The sequence below is a fragment of the Streptomyces sp. NPDC022552 genome (genome assembly GCF_055561875.1).
Map to the genome: position 1 here is coordinate 263,337 of NZ_JBVHGJ010000010.1, position 25,536 is coordinate 288,872.

Consider the following 25,536-nt stretch of genomic DNA (forward strand, 5'->3'; position numbering starts at 1 on the left):
ACGCGGTGTGTCGCCGCCATGGCGTCGGAGGGGTACGGGTTCGACAATGGTGAGGATGACCGATGACGACCGGCGCACGCACAGTGGCGAGATCGGGCCCACCGAGCGGCTCGCCATGAACCGGACCGGCAGCTTCGACTGGGATCTCGACACGGGCACCATCGACGTCGACGAGGCCGGGCTGCTGGTCTTCGGGCTGGACTCGGACAGGTTCGACGGGCGCCCCGCCACGCTCGTCCAGCGCCTCGACGCCGAGGAGCGCACCCGCCTCGACCAGGTGATCCGCCATGCGATCACCAGTGGCGAAACCTCGTACTCCGCACACTTCCAGACGGAGGACGAGGACGGTACACCCCAGTGGACGCATGTGCAGGCACGGATTCTGCGGACGGCCGACGGCATGGCGCACCGGATCGTGGGGATCGTCCGGGACACCACCACGGAGGTCGCGCACTCCGAGTTCGTCCTCGATCTGGAGAAGCGCCGCGAGGTCCAGACGAGCATCGTCGAGCGGACCACGCACGCGCTGTCGCGGGCCGTGACGGTCGACGACGTGACGGCGGCGATGACCGGCCCCGGCGGGCTCGCCCGGCTCGGCGCGGACGGGCTCGCGCTCGGCCTGGTGGAGAACGGCTCGCTCAACATCATCGCGCTCAGCGGGGAGTCCCTGGACGCCCTGAACGACTTCCGCCAGCGCCGCCTCGAGCGTGGTCTGCCGCTGGCCGAGACGGTGCTGAGCGGGCGGCCCCGGTTCGTGCCCTCCTTCTCCACCATCGGGCGCGACTTCCCCGAACTCGCTCCGTACGTCGAGCGGCTGAGGTTCAGGTCCGCCTGCTATCTGCCGCTCGTCGCACAGGCGCGTTCGCTCGGCGGGATGGCGCTGTTCTACCGGCGCCGCTCGTCGTTCAACGCCGACGAACGCAATCTGCTGCTCGGGCTCTCCGCGATCGTCGCACAGTCCCTCCAGCGCGCCATCCTCTTCGACGAGGAGCGGGAGTTGGCGACCGGGCTGCAGGAGACGATGCTGCCGCGCCGTATCCCGGCGATCTCCGGCGGCGAGATCGCGGTCCGCTACCACGCGGCGTGGAGCGGGCGGCAGGTCGGCGGTGACTGGTACGACGTGATCGCGCTGCCCCGGGGCCGGGTCGGGATCGTCGTCGGGGACGTCCAGGGGCACGACACGCACGCGGCGGCGATCATGGGCCAGTTGCGCATCGCGCTGCGGGCGTACGCGGGCGAGGGCCACGCGCCCTCGACCGTGCTGGCGCGGGCTTCCCGCTTCCTCGCCGAGCTGGACACGAACCGGTTTGCGACCTGCACCTACGCCCAGGTCGACCTGGGCACCGGGACCCTGCGCGCGGTGCGGGCCGGCCATCTGGGGCCGCTGATCCGGCACACGGACGGACGGGTCGGGCAGCCGAAGCTCCGGGGCGGGTTGCCGCTGGGACTGGCGAGCGTGTTCGGGGACGAGGAGTTCCCGGAGACCCGGCTCGACCTCGTACCGGGCGAGACGCTGGTGCTGTGCACGGACGGTCTGGTCGAACAGCCGGGCTCGGACATCCAGTCCGGCCTCGAGGCGCTGTCGTCGGCGATGAGCAGCGGACCGCCGCAGGCGGAGGCGCTCGCGGACCATCTGTCGGAGCAGCTGTGGGAGCGGTGGGGCGCGGGCGACGACGTGGCGCTGCTCGTGCTGCGGCGCAGCCCGGACCCCGGCACGCCGCGGGCGCCGCGCATCCACCAGTACATCCACCAGGCGGATCCGCAGGGCCTCTCGGACGCGCGGGCGGCGGTGGGACAGGCGCTGCGGGACTGGAACATGGCCGAACTGGCCGATGACGCCGAGCTGTTGACGGGAGAGCTGCTCGTCAACGTACTGCTGCACACCGAGGGTGGCGCGGTGCTCACGCTGGAGGTGCTGCCGGAGCCGGTCCGGCGGGTACGGCTGTCGGTGCAGGACCGGTCGAGCGCCTGGCCCCGCAGGCGTACGCCGGGCGAGGCGGCGACCTCGGGGCGCGGACTGATGCTGCTCGACGCGCTCGCGTCGCGGTGGGGCGTGGAGCCGCGCGGCGAGGGCAAGGCGGTGTGGTGCGAGATCGGCCCGGCGCACGCGGAGGCCGTACCCGAGCCGTCCGCACGAGGGTGAGCGAGGAGCGGCTATGGACCCCGTGGCGGCGCTGGACCGGATCGCCTTCCTCCTGGAGCGCTCGCAGGCGCCGACGTACCGCGTCAGGGCGTTCCGTACCGCGTCCGCCGCCGTCGCGGCCATGGGGGACGGCGAGGCGCGACAGCGCGCGGCGGCCGGGACCCTGGAGTCGGTCAAGGGCATCGGGCCGAAGACGGCGGCGGTGATCCGGGAGGCCCTTGAGGGGCGGATTCCGGAGTATCTGGAGCGCCTGGAGGCCGAGATCCCCGTGCCGGAGGCCATCGGCGGCGCGACCCTCAGGGCCGCGCTGCGGGGCGACTGCCATCTGCACTCGGAGTGGTCGGACGGCGGCAGCCCGATCGAGGACATGGGCCGGACGGCGGCACGGATCGGTCACGAGTGGGCCGTCCTGACGGACCATTCACCCAGCCTGAAGGTGGCCCGCGGTCTCTCCCCCGAGCGGCTGCGCGAGCAACTGGACGTGGTGGAGCGGCTGAACGAGCAATGGGCCCCGTTCCGGCTGCTGACGGGGATCGAGTGCGACATCCTGGAGGACGGTTCGCTGGACCAGGAGCCGGAGCTGCTCGACCGGCTGGACGTGGTGGTCGGCTCGGTCCACTCCAAGCTGCGGATGGACGCTCCGGCGATGACGCGGCGGATGGAGAAGGCGGTACGCAATCCGCTGATGGACGTCCTCGGTCACTGCACCGGGCGGTTGGTCAGCGGGGGGCGGCTGCGTCCCGAGTCGGTCTTCGACGCGGAACGGGTCTTCGAGGCGTGCGCCGAGTCGGGGACGGCGGTGGAGATCAACAGCCGCCCGGAGCGCCTCGACCCGCCGCGCCGGCTGCTGCGGCAGGCGGTGGCGGCGGGCGTCTGGTTCGCGGTGGACACGGACGCGCACGCGCCGGGCCAGCTGGAGTGGCAGATCTTCGGGTGCGCGCGGGCGGAGGAGTGCGGGGTGCCGGCGGAGCGGGTGATCAACACCTGGCCCGCGGAGCAGCTGCTGGCGTGGACGCGGGAGCGGTAGGACGCGGTCCCGCGCCACGAGGCGTGGGGCGGGTGCGCTGCCGGACGGTGGTCGCGTGCGCTGTCGGACGGCGGTCGCGTGCGCTGTCGGAAACGAGGGTCAGGTGCCGGACGAAGGTCAGGTGCCGGACGAAGGTCAGTTGCGCTGCCAGACGGTGGTCGCGTTGCAGAACTCGCGGATGCCGTGGCCGGAGAGCTCGCGGCCGTAGCCGGAGCGCTTCACACCGCCGAACGGGAGCGCGGGGTGGGAGGCCGTCATTCCGTTGACGAAGACGCCGCCCGCCTCCAAGTCCCGTACGAAGAAGGCGATGTCCTCGTCGTTACGGGTCCACACGTTCGAACTGAGCCCGAACGGCGAGTCGTTGGCAACGGCCACGGCCTCCTCGATGTCGCTCACCGGGTAGAGCGTGGCGACCGGGCCGAAGGTCTCCTCCTGGTGGATGCGCATCTCGGGCGTGATGCCGGTGAGAACGGTCGGCAGGTAGAACCAGCCGCGCGGGAACGCGTCGGGACGGGAGCCGCCGCAGAGGACCGTCGCGCCCTTCCTCACGGCGTCGTCGACGAGTTCCTCCAGGTCGGCGCGGCCCTGCTCGGTGGCGATCGGGCCGACGTCGGTGGACTCCTCGATGGGGTCGCCGACGGTCAGCGCGGTCATGGCGGCGGTGAATCGTTCGGCGAAGTCGTCGTAGACGTCGCCGTGGACGATGAAGCGCTTGGCCGCGATGCAGGACTGGCCGTTGTTCTGGACGCGGGCGGTGACGGCGGTCTTGACGGCACGCGGCACGTCCGCCGAGGGCATGACGATGTACGGGTCGCTTCCGCCCAGCTCCAGGACCGTCTTCTTGACCTCGTCGCCCGCGATGGCGGCGACCGAGCGTCCTGCGGGCTCGCTGCCGGTCAGGGTGGCGGCGACGACCCGGCGGTCGCGCAGGACGGACTCGACGGCACCGGACCCGATGAGCAGGGTCTGGAAGCAGCCTTCGGGGAAGCCGGCGCGGCGGAAGAGGTCACCGAGGTAGAGGGCTGTCCTGGGCACGTTGGAGGCGTGCTTGAGGAGGCCGGTGTTGCCGGCCATGAGGGCGGGCGCGGCGAACCGGATCACCTGCCAGAGGGGGAAGTTCCAGGGCATGACGGCGAGGACCGTGCCGAGGGGACGGTAGTGCACACGGGCCGTGTCGGCGCCGGAGTCCCGGACGTCTCCCGGGGCGGGGTGCTCGTCGGCGAGCAGCGCCTCGGCGTGGTCGGCGTACCAGCGCATGGCCTTGGCGCACTTGGCGGCCTCGGCGCGCGCGGACGTGATCGTCTTGCCCATCTCGGTGGTCATCGTGCGGGCGACGTCCTCGGCGTCCTCGTCGAGGAGATCGGCGGCACGGCGCATGAGGCGGGCGCGCTCGGCGAAGGTGGTCGTGCGGTACTGCCGGAAGGTCTCGTGCGCGGCGTCGATCCGCCGCTCGACCTCGTCGTGCCCGTGCGCGTCGTACGTTCGCAGTGTCTCGCCCGTGGCGGGATTCACGGTGGCGATGGCCATGCGGTCTCCTCCTGCCCGTCCGCCCCACAGGCACCCTCCCGCGCCCGGCGGCCGATCGCAATCGGGGAGGGGGCACAGGGGTGAGATTCTGCTCAGGAGGGGGCGGTGGCGGTCGCCAGGGCGGGTGGGAGCGGTCCCGGCGGCGCGGCGGGTGCGGCCGCCCGGGCGTGCCGGTCACCATGGCGCCGGGATGCGCGCGGGCCGGTCGCCGTGGACCGAGGGGCGCGGGCGGCCGTTCCCGCCGTGGCGCGGGGATGCGCGCGGGCCGGTGTCCGCAGATCGGTGGACGGATGCCTGGCCGGTCGCCGTGGATCGGGGGCGCGGGCCGTCCCGTACGGTCCGCTTCAGGGAGCGGCACTCCCGCCGGAGACCCAGCTCAGCGCCCCCGCCAGATGCTCCCGGAACACATCGTCCTCGTACGCCTCCGCCGCGTGCCCCAGCGCCGTGAAGAAGACCCTGCCGTCGCCGGCCTCACGGCACCACACCAAGGGATGGTCCGCGCCCAGCGTCCCGCCTCGGTACGTCGACTCGTCCGCGCGCGCCAGGACCCGTACGCCCTCGCCGCGAGGGTTCGACGTGAAGTTGTACCACTCGTCCGTCCAAGCCCACCGGCCCGGCAGCGGGGCCGTCGCGGGGTGGTCGGGCGCGTCCACGCACACCACGCCCGGCTGGATCTCCGGGTGGCCGTCGAAACGCGTGCCGAGCAGCTCGCCGTAGAAGGGCCAGTGGGGCTCCGCGTTGGCCGCCGCGTGGATCGCGAGGAATCCCCCGCCTCCCATGACGTACGCCTCGAAGGCCGACCGGCCGGGCGCGCCGAGAACCGTGCCGGTCGTCGAGAGGAAGACGACCGCCGCGCACCGCCCGAGCCGCTCCGGTGTGAAGGCGGCCGGGTCCTCGGTCACCTCGGCCGCGTGTCCCGCCGCCCCGGCGAGCTCCGCGAGCGCTTTCGCGCCCGCCGGGATCGAGTCGTGGCGGTAGCCCGCGGTACGGGTGTAGATCAGGACGTCCGCGAACGGCACGAGGTCGCTCCCTGGGAGGAAGTAAGCGCTTTCCGGCCGACCGTACCCACCCACCTCCACGCGCCGCAACCATTGGCGAATCGGATACACTCTGTATCTTTTGGCGGCATCGCGTCCCGCCGCCGTGAGGAGCCCCGTGAGCACTCTCCCGCCCGCCCTGGCCGCCGCCGTGGGCCCGTTGCCCGAAGGAGTCACCCTCCCCCTGCCGCCCACCTTCGACACCGTCGAGGAGGAGCGCCAGTACCGCAAGGAGCAACTCGCCGCGGGATTCCGGCTCTTCGGGAAGTTCGGGTTCGCCGAGGGGGTCGCCGGGCACATCACCGTCCGCGATCCGGAGAACCTCGACGCCTTCTGGGTCAACCCGTTCGGGATGAGCTTCAGCCAGATCAAGGCCTCCGACCTGATCCTCGTCGGGCACGACGGAACCCTGCTCTCCGGCAACCGCCCCGTGAACCGTGCCGCGTTCGTCATCCACTCCCAGGTGCACGCGGCCCGGCCCGACGCGGTCGCCGCCGCGCACTCGCACTCGTTGCACGGCAAGGCGTTCTCCAGCCTCGGCATTCCGCTCGATCCGATCACGCAGGACGCGTGCGCCTTCTTCGAGGACCACGGGATCTACGACGACTACCGCGGCGTGGTCAACGAGCTGGACGAGGGCAAGCGCGTCGCGAAGGCCCTCGCCGGACACAAGGCGGTCATCCTCAAGAACCACGGACTGCTCACGGTCGGACACTCGGTCGCCGAGGCCGTCTGGTGGTTCATCACCATGGAACGCTCGTGCCAGGCCCAGCTGTTGGCGATGGCCGCCGGTACACCGCAGCTGATCGACCGCGAGACGGCGCTGATCACCCGGGGCCAGGTCGGTACCCCGCTGGCCGGCTGGTTCCAGGCGCGGCCGCTGTGGGACCAGATCACGGCGTCGGACCCGGATCTCTTCGACTGACCTTCCCCTCGGCCACGGTCTCGTCGCCTACGTCTCGATGTCGATCTCCCGCGTCGACGCCGCCAACAGGGGCGCCAGGAAGTCCCGTTCGAGAGAGCCGGGCGGCAGCTCCTCCGGCTCGACGTAGCTCTGCGCGAGTCCGCCCTCGCGCAGGGCGATCAGCATCCGGGCGAACCGGTCAGCGTCCACGGTCAGTTCGCGTCCCGCCCGGCGCAGTACGTCCGTCAGGCCCCGGGCGATCTCGGCCCGCAGACGGGCGTCGTGCCGGGCGAGCACCCAGGCCGCCTGCCGGTCCCGGATGGCGTGCAGGGTGAACTCGGTGGTGACGAGGTACCAGTCGCGCTCGTCCGGTTCGATGTGGGAGGCGAGTTCGGCGAGCCGCTCCAGGGTGTAGTCCTCGGCGGCGAGGCTGTCGACGGCGTCCGCGAGCCGCCGTACGGTCCGTTCGCTGTGCTCGTCGAAGAGGGCGAGGAACAGCTCTTCCTTGCTGGCGAAGTTCGAGTAGTAGGCGCCACGGGTGTAGCCGGCACGCTCGCAGACCTGCTCGATCGTGGTGGCGTGGAAGCCGTGCTCGGCGAAGGTCTCCAGAGCGGCCTTCAGCAGGGCTGCCCGCGTCCGGGGACGGCGCTTGGTGACACCTTTCGGCACGGGTGAGCCTCCTTGCGGTCGCACTGGAGGCGCCCACGATACCGGCGGCTCTCGCAGGCACGGATCAGCCCCGGACGATAAAATTCACGCATGGGACAGCGGCCCGTCGCGCCCGCCGCACCCGAGCTCGTCCTCGAGATCGCTGGGGACGCCACCGTGATGAGTCCGAGCCGGGTCTACCGCATCGGGCGCGACCCCACCAGCGACATCGTCCTCGACGACGACCGAACGTCCTGGCACCACGCGGTCCTGCGGGCCGTCGGCGACCACTGGACGCTGGCCGACGAGGGCAGCACGAACGGCACCTTCGCCGACAGCCACCGCATCGCCGTGCGCGAGGTCGGCCCGGGTACGGTCATACGGTTCGGGCACCCCGGAGACGGTCCGCGCGCCGTCCTGTCGGGGGCTGCGGCACCGACGGCTCCACCCGAGAAACGGGGACCGGCGCCGGTTCGTGCCGAGCCCGGGGCTCCCGCGCCTCCGGCGCCCGGGCCCGAGCCGTCCGCACCCGCACCCGCACCCGCCGAGCCTGTACGTGCCGAGGCCGAGGCGCCTGCCGCGGTAACCCCCGCCGCGGAGACACCCGTCGACGAGGCTCCTGTCGGGGAGGCCCCCGTCGCGGAGGCCCCCTCGACCGGATCGCCCGAGGCCCCCGCGCGGGAGCCCGGGCCCGCGACGCCGGTGCCTCCACCCGTACCGGGTCCCGAGCCGGCCCCCTCGCCCCGTCCCGTACCGACCCCGGAGCCCCCGGCTCCCGCGCCGCCGCGGACCCCGCCCCGGCCGTCGTCGGTCTCGTATCCGGCGGCGACCGGTACCTTCCGGCAGCCGACGTCCGTGCGTCCGCTGCCGACCCGCACCGTGCGGATCGGGCGCGCTCCCGACAACGACCTCGTGGTCGACGACCTGGTCGTCTCCCGGAACCACGCCGAACTGAATGCGCACGCCGACGGCACGTACTGGATCAAGGACCTCGGCAGTCACAACGGCACCTTCCTCAACGGCCGCCCCGTCGCCGAAGCCCGTGTCACCCCGGACGACATCGTCGGCGTCGGACACTCCGCGTTCTGCCTCATCGGAGGGCAGCTCGTCGAGTTCACCGACACCGGCGAGGTCTCCCTCGACGTGCAGGATCTGGCCGTCACGGTCGATCAGGGCCGCAAGACCCTCCTGGAGGGCGTGTCCTTCCCCGTCGGGCAGAAGTGCCTGCTCGCGGTGGTCGGGCCGTCCGGTGCGGGCAAGTCGACGCTGCTCGGGGCGCTCACCGGTCAGCGCCCCGCCGACCACGGCACGGTCTTCTACGACGGCCGGGACCTCTACCGCGACTACGCGGAGCTGCGCCAGCGCATCGGTCTCGTACCGCAGGACGACATCCTCCACCTCCAGCTCACCGTGAAGCGGGCCCTGACCTACGCCTCCGAGCTGCGCTTCCCCGAGGACACCGCGGCCGACGAGCGCCGGGCCCGGGTGGACGAGGTGATCGGCGAACTCGGCCTCGGGGAGCGCGTGGACCAGCCCATCCACAGTCTCTCCGGCGGCCAGCGCAAGCGGGTCAGCGTGGCCCTCGAACTGCTCACCAAGCCGTCGCTGCTCTTCCTGGACGAGCCGACGTCGGGGCTCGACCCGGGCATGGACCGCTCCGTGATGCACATGCTGCGCGGGCTCGCCGACGACGGCCGTACCGTCATCGTCGTCACGCACAGTGTGCTGAGCCTGGACGTCTGCGACCGGCTGCTCGTGCTCGCGCCCGGCGGGCGCGTCGCGTACTACGGACCGCCGGACGAGTCGCTGGACTTCTTCGGCTTCGCCCAGTGGCCGGAGGCGTTCGAGGCCTTCGAGACCGACCGTCGAAGGGACTGGGCGGAGCAGTACCGCTCCTCCCGCCAGCACCGGCGGTACATCGCCGACGCGATGCAACGGCCTGGGCTGCCGCCGGCGGAGGCCGCGCCGGAGCCCGGTCCGCCACGCAAGGCGCAGAGCTGGGGCTCCCAGCTCCGTACCCTCGTCCGGCGTTACTCCGCGGCCCTCGCCGCGGACCGGACGTTCATCGCCATCATGATCGCTCTGCCGTTCGTGATGGGTGCGATGGCCCGGGCGCTGTCGGAGGGCAGCCTCAACCCCGAGTCGACGCTGAACGTGCTGCTGATCCTGTGTGTCGGCGGGGTGCTCACGGGCGCGGCGAACGCGGTACGGGAACTGGTGAAGGAGCGCACGATCTACCGACGGGAGAGAGCCGTCGGCCTGAGCCGTTCCGCGTATCTGATGTCGAAGGTCGTGGTGCTGGGCACGATCACGGTCGTCCAGGCGGTGGTCCTCACGCTGGTGGCACTGATCGGTGTCCCGCTGAACGTGCCGGACGGCAAGGGCGTCCTCATGCCGCCTCTCGTGGAACTCACGCTCGCGGTCGCGCTGCTCTCGTTCACGGCGATGATGCTCGGACTGTTCGTCTCCGCCCTTGTGCGCAAGGAGGAGGTGACGATGCCGCTGCTCGTCCTCCTCGCCATCGTGCAGGTGGTGTTCTGCGGGGCTCTGCTGACCGTCACCGGGACGCCGGTCCTCGAACAGCTGGCGTGGCTGGTGCCGTCGCGGTGGGCGTTCGCGGCGATGGGAGCGACCATCGACATCGGGACGATCGCGCCGAGCGACAAGACGGCGGATCCGCTCATGGAGCACACGCTCGGCGCGTGGCTCTTCGACATGGGGATGCTGGTCGTGCTCTGTCTCGTGCTCGGCTTCATCGTGGCGCGGCTGTTGCGGCGCCAGGAGCCGGTGATCATGCGGAAGTAGCCGATGTCCCTGGACCGACGTCCTGGATATTGGATCCAAGATCCAGGATCAGACATCCAGGATCAGATATCCAATATCCGGAACAGCGAAGGCAGGCGGCCCATGGGCATCCCGGTCACTCCCTCGGTATCGGACGACATTCCGGGCTTCCGGCCGACCCATGTCGTGCCGCGCGACGGTCTGCCGACCTGGGAGGCTCCCGACCCGGCCATGCCGACCGTGCCCCTCGACGCGTTCCTGCCCGTGCAGCTCACCGACCGGGCCGGAGACTGGGGCCAGATCCTCTGCTCCAACGGCTGGACCGCGTGGGTCGACGCCCGCTTGCTCGTCTCCGTACCCGTGGATCCGCCGGAGGCCCGTCAGGCGCTCGCCAGGACCGCCGACCCCCAGCCGCTGATCGCCCGTGCGGAGGAGTCGCTCGGCCGCTATCGGCGGGCGGCCGAGGAGCTTGCGGCCGGCCGGGCCGACGGGGACACCTTCGGGCGGCGGACGCACGGACTGCGGGTGGGGATGGTCGTCGACGGGGAGTCGCTCTGGCTGTTCGACGCGGAGCACGAGCGCTGGGTGTACTGCGACGGGATGGCGCTGAGCACGTACGCGGCCTCGGCCGGCCCCTCGGCCGCATCCGCCCCGCCGGAGGGCGAGGTGGTGGAGGCCGGACACGAGCCGACGCGGGTGGTGCCCCGTCTCGACGAGGGGGACGAGCCACCGGAGCGCCCCGCGGGACCGCCGCCCACCCGGATCGTGGACCGGTCGAACCTACCGGGTGAGGGCTGATGGCCGGCGCGGCGCGGAACACCGATCTGCCCGCCGGCCGGGAGTCGGGGCTGATCGGCAAGCAGATCGCCGGCTATCTGGTCGAGGCCGAGATCGGCCGTGGCGGGATGGCGGTCGTGTACCGGGCTCGCGATCTGCGGCTGGAGCGGACCGTGGCGCTGAAACTGCTGGCGCCCGAACTGGCCCGCAACGACACCTTCCGCAAACGGTTCGCCCACGAGTCGCGGGTGGCGGCCGCGATCGACCATCCGCACATCGTGCCGGTCTTCGAGGCCGGCGAGACGGAAGGCGTGCTGTACATCGCGATGCGTTATGTCGCGGGGCGGGATCTGCGGGCGCTCCTCGACCGCGAGGGCCCGCTGGAGCCGGTGACGGCGGGTCGGATCGCCGTACAGGTGGCGTCCGCGCTGGACGCGGCGCACGCCCACGACCTGGTCCACCGGGACGTGAAGCCGGGCAACATCCTCGTCGCCGAGGGCACCGACCGCGACCACCCGGAGCACGTCTATCTCACGGACTTCGGACTCACGAAGAAGTCCCTGTCCCTGACGGGTCTGACGACGGTGGGGCAGTTCGTCGGAACGCTCGACTACGTGGCGCCCGAACAGATCTCGGGGAAGCCGGTGGACGGCCGCTGCGACGTGTACAGCCTGGCGTGCGTGGTCCAGGAGACGCTCACCGGAATGCCGCCGTTCCGCCGTGACGACGACATGGCGCTGCTCTGGGCCCACCAGTACGATCCGCCGCCCCCGCTGTCGGCGGAACGGCCGGAGCTGCCGGAGGCGGCGGACGAGGTGCTGGCGAAGGCTTTGGCGAAGGTTCCGGAGGAGCGTTACGGGACGTGTCTGGAGTTCGTCGCGGCGCTGCGGGCGGCCCTGGAGCGGGGCGGTCCCGGCCCGGGCGGCCGTACCGGACCGCTCGGGCCGGAGCCGCCGTCCCCGCCGCCCGAACCGCCGGCCTGGGCCCGCCCGGCGTTCCGGGCACCTCCCGCGATGTGGTCCTGACCCAGGGCTACTTCGCCGCCGCGGCGGCGTCGGCCCCGCCCGGCCCGAGCACCGCGATCAGCCGCGTGAGGCTGTCCTCCTCGAAGCCCTCGGCCGCCGCGCGCCGGAACGCCTCCAGCGTGGCGGCGGGAAGCGCCGGGTCCACGCCCGCGTCCCGCACCGTGTGCACGACATGGTCCATGCTCGCCACCGCCATCGAGATCCGCTCCACGTCGCCGGCGTGCTGCCCCGACTCGATCCGCGGTGTGTAGAAGTCGATGAACTGACTCATCCCGCCCAGCGTCTCGACCGCGTACGGCCTGATCTCGGAGGCGCTGATGCCGTGCGCGTTCGCCAGCGCCACCGTGTGCAGCCAGGCGGTCAGGCTGTTCCAGAAGAGGTCCATCTGGAGCTGGTAGTAGAGCGCGGCCAGCCCCGGGTCCTCACCGCGGTAGTCCGTACCCGTGATCACCTTCAGAGTGGCCTCGCACTCCTCGAAGAGGTCCCGGGGGCCGCTGTAGTAGGTGCCGGACTCCGTCGAGCCGATCCCGGACGGCGGCGTCATCACCCCGCCGGTGAGGTGCCGGGCCCCGTGCCGCTCCGCCCAGGCGGCCCCCTCCCGGGCCCGGTCCGGGGTGTCCGAGCTGAGGTTGACCAGGACACGGCCCTCCAGCGCCTCGGCGGCGGGCCCCAGGATGGCGTACATCGCGGCGTAGTCGGTCAGGCTCAGCACCACCACCTTGTCGGCCGTCAGCGCCTCCTCGACTGTGGCGGCGCGTACCGCGCCTCTGGCGACCAGATCGTCGGCGCGGCGCGCGGTGCGGTTCCAGACGGTGACGCGGTAGCCGGCGTCCAGGTAGGCACCGGCCATCGCCCGGCCCATCGGGCCGAGACCGATGACCGTCACGGACAGGGTGTTCACAGCGGACGTGCTCACAAAGATCCCCTTCCCCGAGAGCGTCACTAGAACGAACGCTCTATCTGACGAGGAACGTAGCACACCACTAGAACGATCGCTCAAGTTCGGTAGGGTGACGGGGTGAAGACCATGGCCCCCGTTGATCCCGAGACCGCCGGAACCCGTGAGCGGATCGTCCGTACGACGTCACGCCTGATGCAGCGCCAGGGCTACGAAGGCACCGGCGTCAAGCAGATCTCCCGCGAGGCGGGGGCGACGCTCGGGTCCGTGTACCACTTCTTCCCGGGCGGCAAGCAGGAGCTCGGCGTCGCCGCCGTGCGGCTCGGTGACGAGGAGTTCACCGGGTTCCTGCGCCAGGCGCTCGACGCGGAGCCGGAGCCGGAGGAGGCCCTTGTCGCGCTCACCACGGCCCTCGCGCGGGGGCTGCGGGAATCCGACTGGCTCGACGGATGCCCGGTCACCTCCACCGTCGTGGGTACGGCGACGAGCGCACCCGACATCCAGCAGGCGGCCGCCGAGGCGTTCGCGCGGTGGCGGGCGGTGGTCGCGGGGAGGCTCGTCGCCACGGGGTTCGCCGAGGCCGACGCCGAGGAGCTGGCGCACACGGTGATCGCCACACTGGAAGGCGCCGAGCTGGCGGCCCAGACCGCCCGCAGCACGGTGCCGCTGGAGATCGCGGGCCGGCATCTGGCTCGCCTCGTCGACTCGTACCGATGACTCGGACGTCTCCGATGACTCGGATGACTCGGATGGCTCCTGGCTCCCGTACGGGCGAACGACTTCTGACCCTCTCAGCCCTTCGGCGACCTCTCCCGAGGGTCGTCCACCTCGCCGCGGCGGTGGACACGGGAGGCGAGCAGCCCGCCGAGGAAGCCCGCGACGAGGCCCCAGAGCGCGGCGAAGCCGGCCACCTTCCAGATGTGGGGGCGCAGCACGACCTGGCCGCCCAGGGATTCGAGCTCGCCGATGCCCAGGATGGAGAGCCCGAAGCGTGCTTCGACGAGGGTGACCGGGGCGACGACCAGCATGGTCAGGGCGAAGGCGATGCCCAGGTGGAGCGCGTGCTGCCACAGTCGCGTACGGGACGGCGAACGGACGGCGGCCACGAAGGCCACGGCCAGGACGAGGACGGCCGCGATCGGCAGCAGCCACCAGGCCCGTGAGTCGTACGAGGCGAGGGACGACAGGTCCACGGTGGAGAGGCCGCCGGTGTCGGTGCGCAGGACCGAGTCCAGGATCTGGGGCATCGGCAGCCCGAACGGCCCTTCGACGATCCCCTCCCAGGAGCCGCCGATGCCGACGCCGAGGGCGAGCCAGCTGACATTGGGCAGGCCGAGCAGGATCACGGCGAGGGTCTCGGCCGCGTGGCCCCGGGTCGCCGCCACGACGATCCCGATGACCAGGCCGACGAGCACGTACGCGAGGAGCAGCAGCAGCATCGCGGAGGCGACCGGCCGCACGGCCTCGTGGTAGCGGACGAGTCGGGGCGGAAGCGGGGTCCCGCGCGAGACCAGCAGGGCGATGAGGAGGACACCGAGGATCCACAGCAGCCCGAAGAACAGGGTGGGGCCCACGTCGGTGCGGAATCCGACGGTGGGGTTCGCCGCGTCGAGGAGTTCGCCGAAGAGGTCGGACATCGTGTCCTGGCTCTCGCCGCCGCCGACCGAGATGGGGAAGTCGTGGCGGGCGAGGGCGGAGAGGCCGGCGAGCGCGGCCAGCCAGAGCAGGACGGTGCGGGCGGCGCGGGCGAGCAGGTCGCGGGTCCGGGCGACGGCGTGGTGGCGCAACGGGAGGAGAAAACAGAAACCGGTGACCAGTGCGCCCACCAGGGTGACGGTGAGGGGCATCGCGGTCAGTTCGGCGTTCGTGCCGGCGAGTGCGCCGGCGTCACCGGAGAGGTCGATCTGGCCGCCCGCGGCCATGACGACGACCGCGGCGACGATGTTCACGAAGCCGCTGGGCAGGTCGGCGGCACCGGCGGCCCAGAGGCCGAACGCGGCGACGACCGCCATCGCGACGAACCCGGCGAGGACCGCTGCCAATGCCTCGCCCCAGTGGCGGGCGAGGTGCTGGGCGTCGTGCGCCGGGCGGGGTGTGGTGGGGAGCCGACTGCTCACGCTCCCCACGCTAGTACCGGGGGTTGATCTCCGCAGGACCTCCGCGGGACCGGTGGAGACCTCCGCAGCACTTGTGGACGCCGACCGCGGGTACCGGTGGACCTCGTCCGCTTGCGGGCGGCACCCGCTCCGCGCACACAATGGGCGCGGAACGGAAGAAAGGGAAAAAACGTGACTTCCCACCCGCCGTCCGACCGTCCCTCGGTACCCCCCTCAGGTCCCCCTTCGGGTCCGCTGTCGGGCCCGAGCACCAAACCGGGAGCGGTCGGTCCCCCACCGCCCTCCGGGCCGCCGCGCGGCGCCTCGGGGGGCGGTTCGGGCGGTTCCGGAGGCGGATCGGGCGGCGGAGGCGGATCCGGCGGCGGTGACGGAACCGGTGGCGGTGGGGTACCCGGCGGCCCGGACGAGGGAGCCGGCGGCGGCGAAGGGGGTGGCGGTGGTCCCTGGTGGCGTTCCGTACCCAAGGTCGCGTCGATCGCCGCTGTCCTGGTCGCGACCATCGCCCTGGTGGTCGTCCTCACCCGTCCGGACGGCAACGGAGGCGACGGAGGCGGCTCGGCGGGCGGCGAGGTGTTCCTGCAGAACGCCTCCGCCACCGGCCCCGACCCCTTCACCAAGTCGACGGCCCGCGCCGCCGACGCCTCGCAGTCCCCCGCTCCGCTGCCCAGCGCGACCAGGTCCGCGGACGCCAACGCCACGCGCGGCGTGTCGGGTTCGGCGGCGGGTCTGTACGGCGGTACGCAGAACGTGGCGAGCTGCGACGTCGAGCAACAGGTGCGCTTCCTCGCCGACCAGCCCGCCAAGAACACGGCCTTCGCCTCGGTCCTGGGCATCCCGGCCAACGAAGTCCCGGGGTATCTGCGCTCCCTGACCCCGCTTCAGCTCCGGGTCGACACCCGGGTCACCAACCACGGCTTCAGGGACGGCGCCCCCACCTCGTACCAGGCGGTCCTCCAGGCCGGTACCGCGGTGCTCGTCGACGACCGGGGTGTGCCCCGAGTGCGCTGCGCCTGCGGCAATCCGCTGACACCGCCGGTCGCCCAGCAGGCTCCGAAGACGACGGGCACCCGGTGGGCGGGCTACCAGCCCTCCCAGGTGGTCGTAGTGACGCCCTCGGTGACCGTGGTGAACGTCTTCATCGTGTACGACCCCGAGAACGACGGCTGGTTCGCCCGCGAGCCGGGTGACACGGGGAACCAGGACAAGCCGACGTCCCCGCCGACGGCTCCCCCGTCGCCTTCCGTCTCGGACTCGGTGACGGACTCCCCGACCTCGAAGCCCCCCTCGACCTCCCCGAACACGTCGCCTCCTGCCCCCGAGTCGCCCGAGTCGCCCGCCTCACCGGAGTCACCCGCCTCACCGGATGCGCCCGATACGCCGTCGGAGCCCGCCACGGAGGGAACGTCCACCGGCGGCGCGACGGACCAGTCGGCATCGGTGGTCAGCCCTGCCCCGCAGCCCGGGCCGGAGGCCGGCACGGACGCCTTCGCGCACGTCACGGACGCGCAGCCGGTCTCCTGAGGCGACCGCCCGAAGGGGGCTCGGGAAATATCCGGATGCCCGGGCCCCCGCGATCCGTGTACCGTCCACCGAGTGGAACCTCTCACCGACCGACAGATCCGTTCGTCCTTCGTGAACTGCACGAAGGGCGAGGCAAGCAGGCTCAAGCTCCCGCTGGACTTCGCCGAGCTCCCCTGGCAGGACCTCGACTTCCTCGGCTGGGTCGACCCCGGCGCGCCGCTGCGCGCCCACCTCGTGGTGGCCCGTGAGGACGGCCCGCTCGGCATCACCCTGCGGGTCCCCGCCACGAGCCGCACGAGCGCGGTCAAGTCCAGCCTGTGCCAGGTCTGCCTGACGGGGCACGCCTCGTCGGGTGTGACCCTGCTCGCGGCGCCGCTCGCCGGCAGCCGCGGACGCGAGGGGAACACGGTCGGCATCTACATCTGCTCCGACCTGGCCTGTTCCCTCTACATCCGCGGCAGGCGCCAGCCCAGGCTGCGGGCCGGCCGTCAGGAGGAGTCGCTGACCGTGGAGGAGCGGATCGAGCGGACGACCGCCAACCTGGACGCGTTCCTCGCCAGGGTGACGGCCGGCTGAAGCGGCACGGCCGGGCTCAGCGGAAGGCCTGCTCGCCCGTGAGGGCCTTGCCGATGACCAGGGAGTGGACCTCGCTGGTGCCCTCGTAGGTGAGGACCGACTCCAGGTTGTTGGCGTGGCGCATCACCGGGTACTCCAGGGTGATGCCGTTCGCGCCGAGGACGGTGCGGCACTCGCGGGCGATGGCGATCGCCTCCCGTACGTTGTTCAGCTTGCCCACGCTCACCTGCTCGGGCGTGAGGCCGCCCGCGTCCTTGAGGCGCCCCAGGTGGAGGGCGAGGAGCATGCCCTTGCCGAGCTCCAGGGACATGTCCGCAAGCTTCTGCTGGGTCAGCTGGTAGGAGGCGAGGGGCCGCTCGAAGACGATCCGGTCGCCGGCGTACGCGATGGCGGTCTCCAGACAGTCACGGGCGGCGCCGAGGGCGCCGAACACGATCCCGAACCGCGCCTCGTTGAGGCAGCCGAGCGGGCCGGACAGTCCACGCGCCCCGGGCAGCATCGCGTCGGCCGGCAGGCGTACGTCCTCCAGGACCAGTTCGCTGGTCACGCTGGCCCGCAGGGACAGCTTCTGCTTGATCTCCGGCGCGCTGAAGCCGGGGGTGCCGGCGGGCACCAGGAAGCCGCGGACGCCTTCATCGGTACGGGCCCAGACAACGGCCACGTCGGCGACCGAGCCGTTGGTGATCCACATCTTGGTGCCGTTGAGCACCCAGTCGTCGCCGTCGCGCCGAGCGCGGGTGCGCATGGCTCCGGGATCCGATCCCGCGTCCGGCTCGGTGAGCCCGAAGCAGCCGATGTACTCACCGGCCGCCATGCCGGGCAGCCACTGCTGCTTCTGCTCCTCCGAGCCGAACTTCCAGATGGCGTACATCGCGAGGGAGCCCTGCACGGAGACGAGGCTGCGCAGGCCGGAGTCGACGGCCTCCAGCTCCAGGCAGGCCAGCCCGTACGCGACGGCGTTGGTACCGGCGCAGCCGTAGCCCTCCAGGTGCATGCCGAGGACTCCGATGCCGCCGAGCTGCCTGGCGAGTTCGCGGGCGGGGATGGCGCCCGACTCGAACCACTCGGCGACATGGGGACGCAGCTCCTTGTCCGCCATGGTGCGCACGGTCCGGCGGATCTCCCGCTCCTCGTCGCTCAACAGGCCGTCGATCGCCAGCAGATCGAAGGGGTGGACGGGAGTCGACTTCGACGCGTTCGGCGACTGCGACGACTGCGGCGACGGCTTCACGGACGGCCTCCAGGCTCGTGCGGCTACTCGGCGTACCGCAGCGTAGCGGCAGATCGGATTTTGGATCCAGTATTGAATATCGGATCTCCGATGCGTACGTTCCAGCTGGATCCGATCACCGGCGGAGGAGAGCCCGATGCGCGCAGATCAGCAGGTGACGCCCGGCCCCGGGGCCCTGTCCGGGATCGTGGTGGCCGACTTCGGGCGCGTGCTGGCCGGGCCGTACATGACGATGCTGCTGGCCGATCTGGGCGCCGACGTCATCAAGATCGAGCGGCCCGGCTCCGGCGACGACACCCGGGCCTGGGGTCCGCCCTTCGCCGAGGGCCAGGCCACCTACTTCCTCGGGGTGAACCGCAACAAGCGCTCCGTCGAGCTGGACCTGACCGACCCGGCGGGTCTGGCCGCGGCCCGCTCGATCGTCGACCGCGCCGACGTCCTCGTGGAGAACTTCCGGCCCGGCACGATGGAGAAGCTCGGTCTCGGCTACGAGGACGTACGCGCGTCCAACCCCGGACTCGTCTACTGCTCGGTCACCGGATTCGGCGCCGCGGAGGGCGCCCGTCTGCCCGGCTACGACCTCCTCGTCCAGGCCATGGGCGGGCTGATGAGCGTGACGGGCGAGCCGGGCGGGCAGGGCACGAAGGCGGGCGTGGCGCTCGTCGACGTGATCACCGGCCTCCACGCGGGCATGGGCGTCCTCGCCGCCCTGCGGCACCGGGAACGTACGGGCGAAGGCCAGCAGGTCGAAGTCTCCCTGCTCACCTCGCTCCTGTCCGCGCTCACCAACCAGTCGGCCGCCCACCTCGGCGCCGGTGTCGTCCCTCGGGCCATGGGCAACCGGCACCCGAGCATCGCCCCGTACGAGGTGTTCGAGGCGCAGGACCGGCCCCTGGTCCTCGCCGTGGGGAACGACCGCCAGTTCCGGGCGCTCTGCGCACGCCTCGGTCTGCCCGGCCTCGCCGACGACGCGCGCTTCGCCACCAACGCCGCCCGCGTCGCCCACCGCGAGGAGCTGGTCGCGGCGCTGGCCGGTCCTCTCGCCGAACGGCCCGCCGACGCCTGGTTCGAGGACCTCACCGCCGCCGGAGTGCCCTGCGGGCCGATCAACGATCTCGCCGCGGCCTTCGACCTGGCCGACCGGCTGGGCCTCGCGCCCCGGGTCCCGACCGAGGCGGCGGGGCCGGGCCAGGTCGTCAACCCGATCGCCCTCGGCGTCACCCCGCCCACCTACCGCGCCGCGCCCCCGCGACTGGGAGAGCACACCGCTTCCCTGCTCACCGAGCTGGAAGGGTCACCCGACGGCCCGTAGGAAGATATACGGATCAGGTCGGGGACCGACGGAACCGGCAGCACGACCGAACGACGGAACGACCGAACGACCGAACGACGGAAGGGTCACAGGCGATGAGCAGCGCGGTGCAGAAGGGGCGGCCGCCGACCGCCCAGCAGTTCGTCCTCGGGGAGCTGCGGCGCGCGATCACGGCCGGTGAGCTGCGGCCCGGTGGGCAGATCCGCCAGGACGCGCTCGCCGCCCGGCTCGACGTCAGCCGCGTGCCCCTGCGGGAGGCCCTGAAGATCCTGGAGGGCGAGGGCCTCGTCGTCCACCACATCCACCGGGGCTACTTCGTCGCAGAGCTCTCCCTCGCGGATCTGGAGGAGGTCTACCGGATCCGGCAGCTCCTGGAGACCGAGGCCGTCCGCATGGGTGTCCGGAGGGGCGAGGACGGGCTGCTCGTCTCCCTGGAGAAGATCCAGCGGGAGGTGGAACGGGCGGCCGACGCCGGGGACGTCACGCTGATGGCCGCGGCCAACCGCCGCTTCCACTTCGCCCTGATCGAGGCCTCCGGGATGCCGCGCCTGGTCCGGCTGATCACCACGTTGTGGGACGCCACGGACGCGTACCGTTCGCTGTACTACACGGAGGAGCCGAACCGGGAGTTGGCGGTGCGGGAGCACCGCGCGGTCATCTCGGCGGTACGCAACGGTGACGAGGAGGCCGCGGTGCGGTGGCTCGACGAGCACCGGGCCCACGCGGTCGCGGCCCTGCGGGAGATCCTGGACCTGGAGTAGCGCCAGGGCCACGAAATCCGGATGCCCGCCTGCGTACCACCCCTCTAGCCTCGTGCTCATGAACAACGGACGCCTGGTCAACATCGTCGACGTCGAGGCCACTTGCTGGGAGCGGGACGGGGAGCGCCCACCGGGGGCCGTGAGCGAGATCATCGAGATCGGGCTCACCGTCGTCGACCTGGACGCGGGCGAGCGGACGGCACGCCACGGCATCCTGGTCAGGCCCGCCCGTTCCACGGTCAGCGAGTTCTGCACCCAGCTGACCGGCCTCACACAGGCGGAGGTCGACACCGGTCTGGACTTCGCCGCGGCCTGTCGGCTGCTCGCCGTCGAGCACGCCGCCGGGCTCCGCCCGTGGGCCAGTTGGGGCGACTACGACCGCAAGCAGTTCACGCACCAGTGCCGGGTGACGGGTACGGAGTACCCCTTCGGTCAGCGGCACACCAACGCCAAGGCCGTCTTCACCGAGGCGAACGGGCTGGCCAAGCGTCCGGGCATGGCCCGTGCGCTGCAGATCGCGGGCCTGCCTCTGGAGGGCAGGCACCATCGGGGTGAGGACGACGCCTGGAACATCGCCGCGCTGGTCCTGCGGCTGAACGACGGCGGCGCCTGGCCCTCGTAGCATCCCGGACGTCCGAAGCATTGACAGGGTCATCACATCCTTACCATTCTGAGAGCGCTCTGAGAGCGCTCTCAGAGCGCTCTCACCGTCCTCGCACCCCCACCCCGAGGAGCCCCCACGTGTCTTCCCACCGCCGTCGCCGCAGGCTCGTCGTGCTCGCGCCCGCCACCGCCGCCGCCCTTATCGGCACCGCCGTCACGCTCGCCGGTCCCTCCCCCACGGTCCAGGCCGCGACCGCCGACACGACGGCCGTGGGCGCGGCCGCCGTCCCGGCCACGATTCCGCTCACGTTCACCAACAACTCCGGCCGCAACGAGCAGATCTACGTCTACAACCTCGGCACCGAGCTCTCCACCGGCCGCCAGGGCTGGGCGGACGCGAACGGCACCTTCCACCCCTGGCCCGCCGGCGGTTCGGTACCCGTCCCGGCACCCGACGCCGCCATCCCCGGCCCCGCCCAGGGGCAGTCCATGACGGTCCGGCTGCCGAAGTTCTCCGGCCGCATCTACTTCAGCTACGGCCAGAAGCTCGTCTTCAAGCTGGCGACCGGCGGCCTCGTGCAGCCGGCCGTCCAGAACCCGAGCGACCCCAACCGGAACATCCTCTTCAACTGGTCCGAGTACACGCTCAACGACTCGGGCCTCTGGCTCAACAGCACCCAGGTCGACATGGTCTCGGCCCCGTACGCGGTCGGCGTCAAGCGTCCCGACGGCAGCGTCGCCACCACGGGCCGGCTCAAGCCCGGCGGCTACAACGGCTTCCTCAACGCCCTCCGCGCCCGGCCCGGCGGCTGGGCGAACCTGATCCAGACCCGGTCCGACGGCACCGTACTGCGCGCCCTCGCACCGGGCCACGGCATCGAGGCAGGCGCGCTGCCGTCCACCGTGATGGACGACTACATCAACCGTGTCTGGACGAAGTACAGCTCCTCGACGCTCACCGTGACGCCCTTCGCCAACCAGCCGTCCGTGAAGTACTTCGGCCGTGTCTCCGGCAACGTCATGAACTTCACCAACACCGCGGGCGCGGTCGTCACCTCGTTCCAGAAGCCCGACTCCGACAGCGTCTTCGGCTGCTACAAGCGACTGGACGCCCCCAACGACCAGGTACGCGGCCCCATCTCCCGTACGCTCTGCGCGGGCTACAACCGCTCCACTCTCCTCACCAACCCCCAGCAGCCGGACACCACGTCGGCCGGCTTCTACCAGGACGCCGTCACCAACCACTACTCGCGTGAGATCCACGCGCGCATGGTGGACGGCAAGGCCTACGGCTTCGCCTTCGACGACGTCGGTGCGCACGAGTCCCTGGTGCACGACGGCAACCCGCAGCAGGCGTACGTCACGCTCGACCCGTTCAACTAGGGCCGGATCAGGAAGCCTTCGCCGTCGGCCGGCCATGGTGGCCGAGCGCGGCCCCGCGCGGTCGCGCCTCACTGCCGGGTGACAGCCCTAGGCCTTCGATTCCGGCTTCCACTCCTGGGCGAGGAGCCCGAGCAGCACCTCGTCCAGGAACTCGCCCATCACCCAGGCCGAGGAGCGCAGCACGCCCTCGCGGACGAAGCCGTTGCGCTCGGCGGAGCGGAGCATCGCGGCGTTGTCCGCCAGGGTCTCGATCTGCAGCCGGTGCAGGCCGCGCACGACGAATCCGTAGTGGCACAGCACCGCGACGACGTCGGTGCCGTAGCCCTTGCCGCGGCAGGACGGAAGCAGGCCGAGGCCGATGTGCGCGGACCGGCTGTGGTTGTCGATGCCCCACAGCGTCGCGGTGCCCACCAGTGTGCCGCCGTCCAGCTCGATCACGGAGAACGGGACATGCCCCTGCTCCGTGTCGTCCACGGCGAGCCGCGGGTCCTTCGAGCCGGGCGTGATCGGCCGCCACGGCCGGCTCTCCGCCCGCGAGGCGTTGACCACGTCGTCGTAGAGCTCGGCCCGCAGGATCGGGATGTCGTCCTCATGCCGGGCCCTGAGCCCGACCTTGTCGCCCCTCAGCATGCGATCTTCCTATCGGACCGGACAAGCGGCGGCAAACCAATTAGCGGTCGGGGCCCGGGCCCGCCACGCGTCGGGCGGGGCGCTCCTCGGTGACGGGTTCGCGTACGGCGCGACACCGCCTCCGGACTTCTCCCGCGCACCGACACACTCTCCGGTCATACGTCCGTACCCGCCAACGTTCCTGTCGCGACGGGCGGTTCGGGCCGGGGCGTGGACCGGGCCGTCGACAGGTTCCACGGCGGCGGCACGTACGTCGACCCCCAGCGGAAGATCCGCGTCACGGACAGGCCCGCCATGTGAGGGATCATGGACGGAGGAGCGGAGAAGGGACGGAACGGACGATGCGGAACCGCACTGTCGCCGACCTGATGACGCCGACCGCGGTGGCCGTGCAGCCGGGGACGTCGTTCAAGGAGATCGCGCGATTGCTCGACGAGTACGGCATCACCGCCGTACCGGTCGTCGACGAGGCCAACCGGCCGGTCGGCGTGGTGTCGGAGGCGGATCTGCTGCGCCGCCACAGCGCCAAGGACGGCCCGAGCACCGCCGGAGCGATGATGACCAGCCCCGTGGTGGTGGCCCGTCCGTCCTGGACGGCGGTGGAGGCGGCGCGGCTGATGGAGCGGCACCGCGTCAAGCGGCTGCCGGTGGTGGACGCGGGCGGTCAGCTCATCGGGGTGCTCAGCCGGAGCGATCTGCTGCAGCTGTTCCTTCGCCGCGACCGAGCGATCCAGGAGGAGATCCTGGAGGACGTCGTGGTCCGCATCCTCGGCCTCTCCCCCGCCGCGCTCCACGTCGACGTCGACGAAGGCCGGGTGACGCTCAGCGGCACGCTGGCGCGCCGGAGTCTGTCACCGGTCTTCGTCCGGCTGTGCGAGAGCGTCGACGGCGTGGTGGAGGTCGTGGACCGGCTGTCGTACGACGACGAGGACGACGACGCCGAAGGCGAGGACGTGGCCGAGAACCGGCTGCCGGAGCTGGGGCACGACCGGCCGGGAGGCCCGGACCCGGATCAGGGCGCGCCGGTCGGGGATCTGCGGCCGCCCGGGGTGTGACGCGGGACCGGGCCCGTGGCCGAGATGCCGACGGGCCCGGTGCGTGAGGCGGTCCCGTTACGAGACCGCCTCGGGCCAGCCGTATCCGGGACCGGTGTGCTGGGGTACGGTCCCCGCGCCCACCGCTTCCATCTCCCGGTTGGCCTCGCGCATCAACTGCCCGGCCAGGTCCCTCATGGCCCGGCTCGCGGCGAGTTCGTCACCGATCGCGGGTACGTCCACGTCCGACGGGTTGCACCGTGCGCTGCCGTGGCCGGTGAGGGTCGACGTGCCGGTGTTGAGATGTGCCTCGGCCTTGGTCCTGCCGTCCTCTTCGACCAGTTCCAGGCCGACCGTCCACTCGAGAGTCCGTGTCATGGTCTGCCTCCTCGCACCGTCGGGGCGCGTGGGCCCGCCGCGCGTCCCTTCCTACTCCCATGATCCGTCCACGCGCGCGTGAGCGCGCGGCGGCGGGAGCGCGGAGAGGGCGGACTCGACGTCGTCCAGGGCACGCCGGGCCGCCGCGATCCGCTCGCGCACGCCCGCCTCGTCGACGGCGAGGCCTACACTGGCACCTGCGCCGACACCGACACCGACGGCATCGTGGCCGGCCTTGTCGGCCGCCTTCCTGTCCGCCGCCTCCATCTCCGCCTTCTCGATCTCCCGGGCCTCCTCCAGCGAATTGATCACGACGCCGATCAGCACGTTGACGAGCACGAACGAGGCGATGAGGACGTACGAGACGTAGTAGAGGAAGCTCCACCGGTAGATCGCCAGGCCGGCGTGGACCGCGTCACCGAGCCCGTCGAGGGTCATCAGGAGGAAGAGCGTGAGCACGGCTCGCCCGATGGAGCCGAAGTGCTCGGGGTCGTGCCCGGCGAAGAAGACCCAGCCGACCATGGCGTACACGTACAGCAGCAGCGCCCCGACCAGCAGGAAGCTGACGGTGCCGGGCAGGCTGCGGCCGACGGCGACGAGGACGATCCGCAGCTGGGGGAGGAAGCGCGCGGCGCGCAGGACGCGGGCGAGACGGAGGAGTCGCAGGACCGTGGAGTTCTCGCGCGCGGCCGGGACGAACGCGGCGAGGACCACGACCAGGTCGAAGAGGTTCCAGGGGTCCCGGAAGAAGTCCAGCGGGCGAGTGGCGTGCGCACCCGCGCGGAGCACCATCTCCGTCGTGAACGCCGCCAGGAAGAGGTGCTCGACCGTCTGCAGCTCGGCGTGCCAGCGGGCGCTGACGCCGGCGTACGTCTCCACCCCCAGCACCGCGGCGTTGGCGAGGATGAGGAGGAAGACGGCGGTGGCGAACCAGCGGGCCTCGGTGATCTCGCGACATCGTTCCGCCACGCGCGCGCGGTGACTGCGGCCCACCACGGCGGACTGATCCGACATGTCGATGCTCCTCGATTCGTTGACCATGCTCATGTGTTCCAACGGCACGGGCGCGCAAGGGTTCTGGGTACGCACCACCGAGCGGGCCGCGGCCCCGAACGGCGTCCGCACCGCGGCCCTGCCTCCATGAGCCGTCGCCCGCACCGCTAGGGTTTCGGCCTGTCGGGGGACAGGGCGAGCTGCGGAGCACCACGGGAGTCGGGAAC

At 71.8% G+C, this 25,536-nt stretch carries 24 protein-coding genes; 14 read left to right on the forward strand and 10 right to left on the reverse strand.

The genetic code is table 11. The annotated features are described in order from the left end of the window. The first annotated feature begins 55 nt into the window (after window positions 1-55). Window positions 56-2,143, forward strand: a complete 2,088-nt coding sequence (locus ACZ3OF_RS25475; RefSeq protein WP_467306965.1) for a SpoIIE family protein phosphatase — start codon at window positions 56-58, stop codon at window positions 2,141-2,143. Between the two features lie 13 nt (window positions 2,144-2,156). After that, window positions 2,157-3,170, forward strand: coding sequence for a PHP domain-containing protein (locus tag ACZ3OF_RS25480; protein WP_361673933.1), 1,014 nt, complete (start codon window positions 2,157-2,159; stop codon window positions 3,168-3,170). 135 nt (window positions 3,171-3,305) lie between these two features. Here the strand turns inward: ACZ3OF_RS25480 and ACZ3OF_RS25485 are convergent, their stop codons facing one another. Both ACZ3OF_RS25485 and ACZ3OF_RS25490 read right to left on the reverse strand, forming a co-directional pair. Next, window positions 3,306-4,697 carry an NADP-dependent succinic semialdehyde dehydrogenase gene (locus tag ACZ3OF_RS25485; RefSeq protein WP_361673931.1) on the reverse strand — a complete coding sequence of 464 codons (1,392 nt, stop codon included), beginning with the start codon at window positions 4,695-4,697 and terminating at the stop codon, window positions 3,306-3,308. Between the two features lie 344 nt (window positions 4,698-5,041). Continuing rightward, window positions 5,042-5,716 carry a ThuA domain-containing protein gene (locus ACZ3OF_RS25490; protein WP_361673929.1) on the reverse strand — a complete coding sequence of 225 codons (675 nt, stop codon included), beginning with the start codon at window positions 5,714-5,716 and terminating at the stop codon, window positions 5,042-5,044. A 136-nt stretch (window positions 5,717-5,852) separates the two neighbouring features. Between ACZ3OF_RS25490 and ACZ3OF_RS25495 the strand changes: the two genes are divergently transcribed. Beyond that, a complete protein-coding gene (locus ACZ3OF_RS25495; RefSeq protein WP_467306968.1) occupies window positions 5,853-6,659 on the forward strand; it encodes a class II aldolase/adducin family protein in 807 nt (268 codons plus the stop codon). Window positions 6,660-6,686: 27 nt separating this feature from the next. Here ACZ3OF_RS25495 and ACZ3OF_RS25500 read toward each other — a convergent pair whose 3' ends face one another. Beyond that, window positions 6,687-7,307, reverse strand: coding sequence for a TetR/AcrR family transcriptional regulator (locus tag ACZ3OF_RS25500; protein WP_361673925.1), 621 nt, complete (start codon window positions 7,305-7,307; stop codon window positions 6,687-6,689). Window positions 7,308-7,397: 90 nt separating this feature from the next. Between ACZ3OF_RS25500 and ACZ3OF_RS25505 the strand changes: the two genes are divergently transcribed. From ACZ3OF_RS25505 to ACZ3OF_RS25515, 3 genes are all read left to right on the forward strand, one after another. Beyond that, a complete protein-coding gene (locus ACZ3OF_RS25505; protein WP_467306971.1) occupies window positions 7,398-10,091 on the forward strand; it encodes an FHA domain-containing protein in 2,694 nt (897 codons plus the stop codon). A 102-nt stretch (window positions 10,092-10,193) separates the two neighbouring features. Then, window positions 10,194-10,868 (forward strand): SH3 domain-containing protein, encoded by a 675-nt coding sequence (locus ACZ3OF_RS25510; protein ID WP_361673921.1) that lies wholly within the window; start codon window positions 10,194-10,196, stop codon window positions 10,866-10,868. Beyond that, window positions 10,868-11,872, forward strand: a complete 1,005-nt coding sequence (locus ACZ3OF_RS25515; protein WP_467306973.1) for a serine/threonine-protein kinase — start codon at window positions 10,868-10,870, stop codon at window positions 11,870-11,872. Before ACZ3OF_RS25510 ends, ACZ3OF_RS25515 begins: the two co-directional genes overlap by 1 nt. A gap of 7 nt (window positions 11,873-11,879) precedes the next feature. On the opposite strand, the gene ACZ3OF_RS25520 is transcribed toward ACZ3OF_RS25515, so the two are convergent. Beyond that, window positions 11,880-12,788, reverse strand: a complete 909-nt coding sequence (locus tag ACZ3OF_RS25520; RefSeq protein ID WP_467306975.1) for an NAD(P)-dependent oxidoreductase — start codon at window positions 12,786-12,788, stop codon at window positions 11,880-11,882. 111 nt (window positions 12,789-12,899) lie between these two features. Between ACZ3OF_RS25520 and ACZ3OF_RS25525 the strand changes: the two genes are divergently transcribed. Further along, window positions 12,900-13,487, forward strand: coding sequence for a TetR/AcrR family transcriptional regulator (locus tag ACZ3OF_RS25525; protein ID WP_467306977.1), 588 nt, complete (start codon window positions 12,900-12,902; stop codon window positions 13,485-13,487). A 74-nt stretch (window positions 13,488-13,561) separates the two neighbouring features. Here the strand turns inward: ACZ3OF_RS25525 and ACZ3OF_RS25530 are convergent, their stop codons facing one another. Then, window positions 13,562-14,896: a streptophobe family protein gene (locus ACZ3OF_RS25530; RefSeq protein ID WP_361673913.1), complete on the reverse strand. Its 1,335-nt coding sequence runs from the start codon at window positions 14,894-14,896 to the stop codon at window positions 13,562-13,564. Between the two features lie 162 nt (window positions 14,897-15,058). Here ACZ3OF_RS25530 and ACZ3OF_RS25535 point away from each other — a divergent pair, with 162 nt between their 5' ends. Both ACZ3OF_RS25535 and ACZ3OF_RS25540 read left to right on the forward strand, forming a co-directional pair. Further along, window positions 15,059-16,408, forward strand: a complete 1,350-nt coding sequence (locus ACZ3OF_RS25535; RefSeq protein WP_467306979.1) for a DUF6777 domain-containing protein — start codon at window positions 15,059-15,061, stop codon at window positions 16,406-16,408. Window positions 16,409-16,480: 72 nt separating this feature from the next. Next, the gene (locus tag ACZ3OF_RS25540) at window positions 16,481-16,984 is read left to right on the forward strand and encodes an FBP domain-containing protein (protein WP_361673909.1); all 504 of its coding nucleotides are present in this window, start codon (window positions 16,481-16,483) and stop codon (window positions 16,982-16,984) included. Window positions 16,985-17,000: 16 nt separating this feature from the next. Here ACZ3OF_RS25540 and ACZ3OF_RS25545 read toward each other — a convergent pair whose 3' ends face one another. Continuing rightward, entirely contained in the window at window positions 17,001-18,215 is a 1,215-nt protein-coding gene (locus ACZ3OF_RS25545; RefSeq protein WP_467306982.1) for an acyl-CoA dehydrogenase family protein, read from the reverse strand. A 136-nt stretch (window positions 18,216-18,351) separates the two neighbouring features. On the opposite strand from ACZ3OF_RS25545, the gene ACZ3OF_RS25550 reads away from it, so the two are divergent. The 4 genes from ACZ3OF_RS25550 to ACZ3OF_RS25565 all read left to right on the forward strand — a co-directional run bounded on the left by ACZ3OF_RS25550 (window position 18,352) and on the right by ACZ3OF_RS25565 (window position 22,274). Then, window positions 18,352-19,527: a CaiB/BaiF CoA transferase family protein gene (locus ACZ3OF_RS25550; RefSeq protein WP_467306984.1), complete on the forward strand. Its 1,176-nt coding sequence runs from the start codon at window positions 18,352-18,354 to the stop codon at window positions 19,525-19,527. Window positions 19,528-19,622: 95 nt separating this feature from the next. Next, window positions 19,623-20,288 carry a GntR family transcriptional regulator gene (locus ACZ3OF_RS25555; protein ID WP_467306986.1) on the forward strand — a complete coding sequence of 222 codons (666 nt, stop codon included), beginning with the start codon at window positions 19,623-19,625 and terminating at the stop codon, window positions 20,286-20,288. Window positions 20,289-20,346: 58 nt separating this feature from the next. Then, window positions 20,347-20,910: a 3'-5' exonuclease gene (locus ACZ3OF_RS25560; RefSeq protein ID WP_361673903.1), complete on the forward strand. Its 564-nt coding sequence runs from the start codon at window positions 20,347-20,349 to the stop codon at window positions 20,908-20,910. Window positions 20,911-21,029: 119 nt separating this feature from the next. Then, a complete protein-coding gene (locus ACZ3OF_RS25565) occupies window positions 21,030-22,274 on the forward strand; it encodes a glycoside hydrolase family 64 protein (protein ID WP_467306989.1) in 1,245 nt (414 codons plus the stop codon). Window positions 22,275-22,361: 87 nt separating this feature from the next. On the opposite strand, the gene ACZ3OF_RS25570 is transcribed toward ACZ3OF_RS25565, so the two are convergent. Together ACZ3OF_RS25570 and ACZ3OF_RS25575 are read right to left on the reverse strand one after the other, a co-directional pair. Next, complete coding sequence (locus ACZ3OF_RS25570) at window positions 22,362-22,904, reverse strand: GNAT family N-acetyltransferase (protein ID WP_361673899.1); 543 nt, start codon at window positions 22,902-22,904, stop codon at window positions 22,362-22,364. Window positions 22,905-23,059: 155 nt separating this feature from the next. Continuing rightward, window positions 23,060-23,200 carry a hypothetical protein gene (locus ACZ3OF_RS25575; protein ID WP_361673897.1) on the reverse strand — a complete coding sequence of 47 codons (141 nt, stop codon included), beginning with the start codon at window positions 23,198-23,200 and terminating at the stop codon, window positions 23,060-23,062. 45 nt (window positions 23,201-23,245) lie between these two features. Here ACZ3OF_RS25575 and ACZ3OF_RS25580 point away from each other — a divergent pair, with 45 nt between their 5' ends. Further along, window positions 23,246-23,959 (forward strand): CBS domain-containing protein, encoded by a 714-nt coding sequence (locus ACZ3OF_RS25580; protein ID WP_361673895.1) that lies wholly within the window; start codon window positions 23,246-23,248, stop codon window positions 23,957-23,959. Between the two features lie 57 nt (window positions 23,960-24,016). Here ACZ3OF_RS25580 and ACZ3OF_RS25585 read toward each other — a convergent pair whose 3' ends face one another. Beyond that, on the reverse strand, window positions 24,017-24,316 hold the full coding sequence (locus tag ACZ3OF_RS25585) for a DUF1876 domain-containing protein (RefSeq protein WP_361433997.1): 300 nt from the start codon (window positions 24,314-24,316) through the stop codon (window positions 24,017-24,019). 51 nt (window positions 24,317-24,367) lie between these two features. Further along, complete coding sequence (locus ACZ3OF_RS25590) at window positions 24,368-25,330, reverse strand: ion transporter (RefSeq protein ID WP_467306991.1); 963 nt, start codon at window positions 25,328-25,330, stop codon at window positions 24,368-24,370. Between the last annotated feature and the right edge of the window lie 206 nt (window positions 25,331-25,536).

Coding starts and splice junctions, on each gene's coding strand:
- ACZ3OF_RS25550 (WP_467306984.1), top strand. CDS start 18,352: ATGCGCGCAGATCAGCAGGTGACGCCCGGCCCCGGGGCCCTGTCCGGG.
- ACZ3OF_RS25515 (WP_467306973.1), top strand. CDS start 10,868: ATGGCCGGCGCGGCGCGGAACACCGATCTGCCCGCCGGCCGGGAGTCG.
- ACZ3OF_RS25560 (WP_361673903.1), top strand. CDS start 20,347: ATGAACAACGGACGCCTGGTCAACATCGTCGACGTCGAGGCCACTTGC.
- ACZ3OF_RS25585 (WP_361433997.1), bottom strand. CDS start 24,316: ATGACACGGACTCTCGAGTGGACGGTCGGCCTGGAACTGGTCGAAGAG.
- ACZ3OF_RS25510 (WP_361673921.1), top strand. CDS start 10,194: ATGGGCATCCCGGTCACTCCCTCGGTATCGGACGACATTCCGGGCTTC.
- ACZ3OF_RS25475 (WP_467306965.1), top strand. CDS start 56: ATGACCGATGACGACCGGCGCACGCACAGTGGCGAGATCGGGCCCACC.
- ACZ3OF_RS25505 (WP_467306971.1), top strand. CDS start 7,398: ATGGGACAGCGGCCCGTCGCGCCCGCCGCACCCGAGCTCGTCCTCGAG.
- ACZ3OF_RS25580 (WP_361673895.1), top strand. CDS start 23,246: ATGCGGAACCGCACTGTCGCCGACCTGATGACGCCGACCGCGGTGGCC.
- ACZ3OF_RS25575 (WP_361673897.1), bottom strand. CDS start 23,200: ATGGCGGGCCTGTCCGTGACGCGGATCTTCCGCTGGGGGTCGACGTAC.
- ACZ3OF_RS25525 (WP_467306977.1), top strand. CDS start 12,900: ATGGCCCCCGTTGATCCCGAGACCGCCGGAACCCGTGAGCGGATCGTC.
- ACZ3OF_RS25485 (WP_361673931.1), bottom strand. CDS start 4,697: ATGGCCATCGCCACCGTGAATCCCGCCACGGGCGAGACACTGCGAACG.
- ACZ3OF_RS25480 (WP_361673933.1), top strand. CDS start 2,157: ATGGACCCCGTGGCGGCGCTGGACCGGATCGCCTTCCTCCTGGAGCGC.
- ACZ3OF_RS25570 (WP_361673899.1), bottom strand. CDS start 22,904: ATGCTGAGGGGCGACAAGGTCGGGCTCAGGGCCCGGCATGAGGACGAC.
- ACZ3OF_RS25590 (WP_467306991.1), bottom strand. CDS start 25,330: ATGTCGGATCAGTCCGCCGTGGTGGGCCGCAGTCACCGCGCGCGCGTG.
- ACZ3OF_RS25555 (WP_467306986.1), top strand. CDS start 19,623: ATGAGCAGCGCGGTGCAGAAGGGGCGGCCGCCGACCGCCCAGCAGTTC.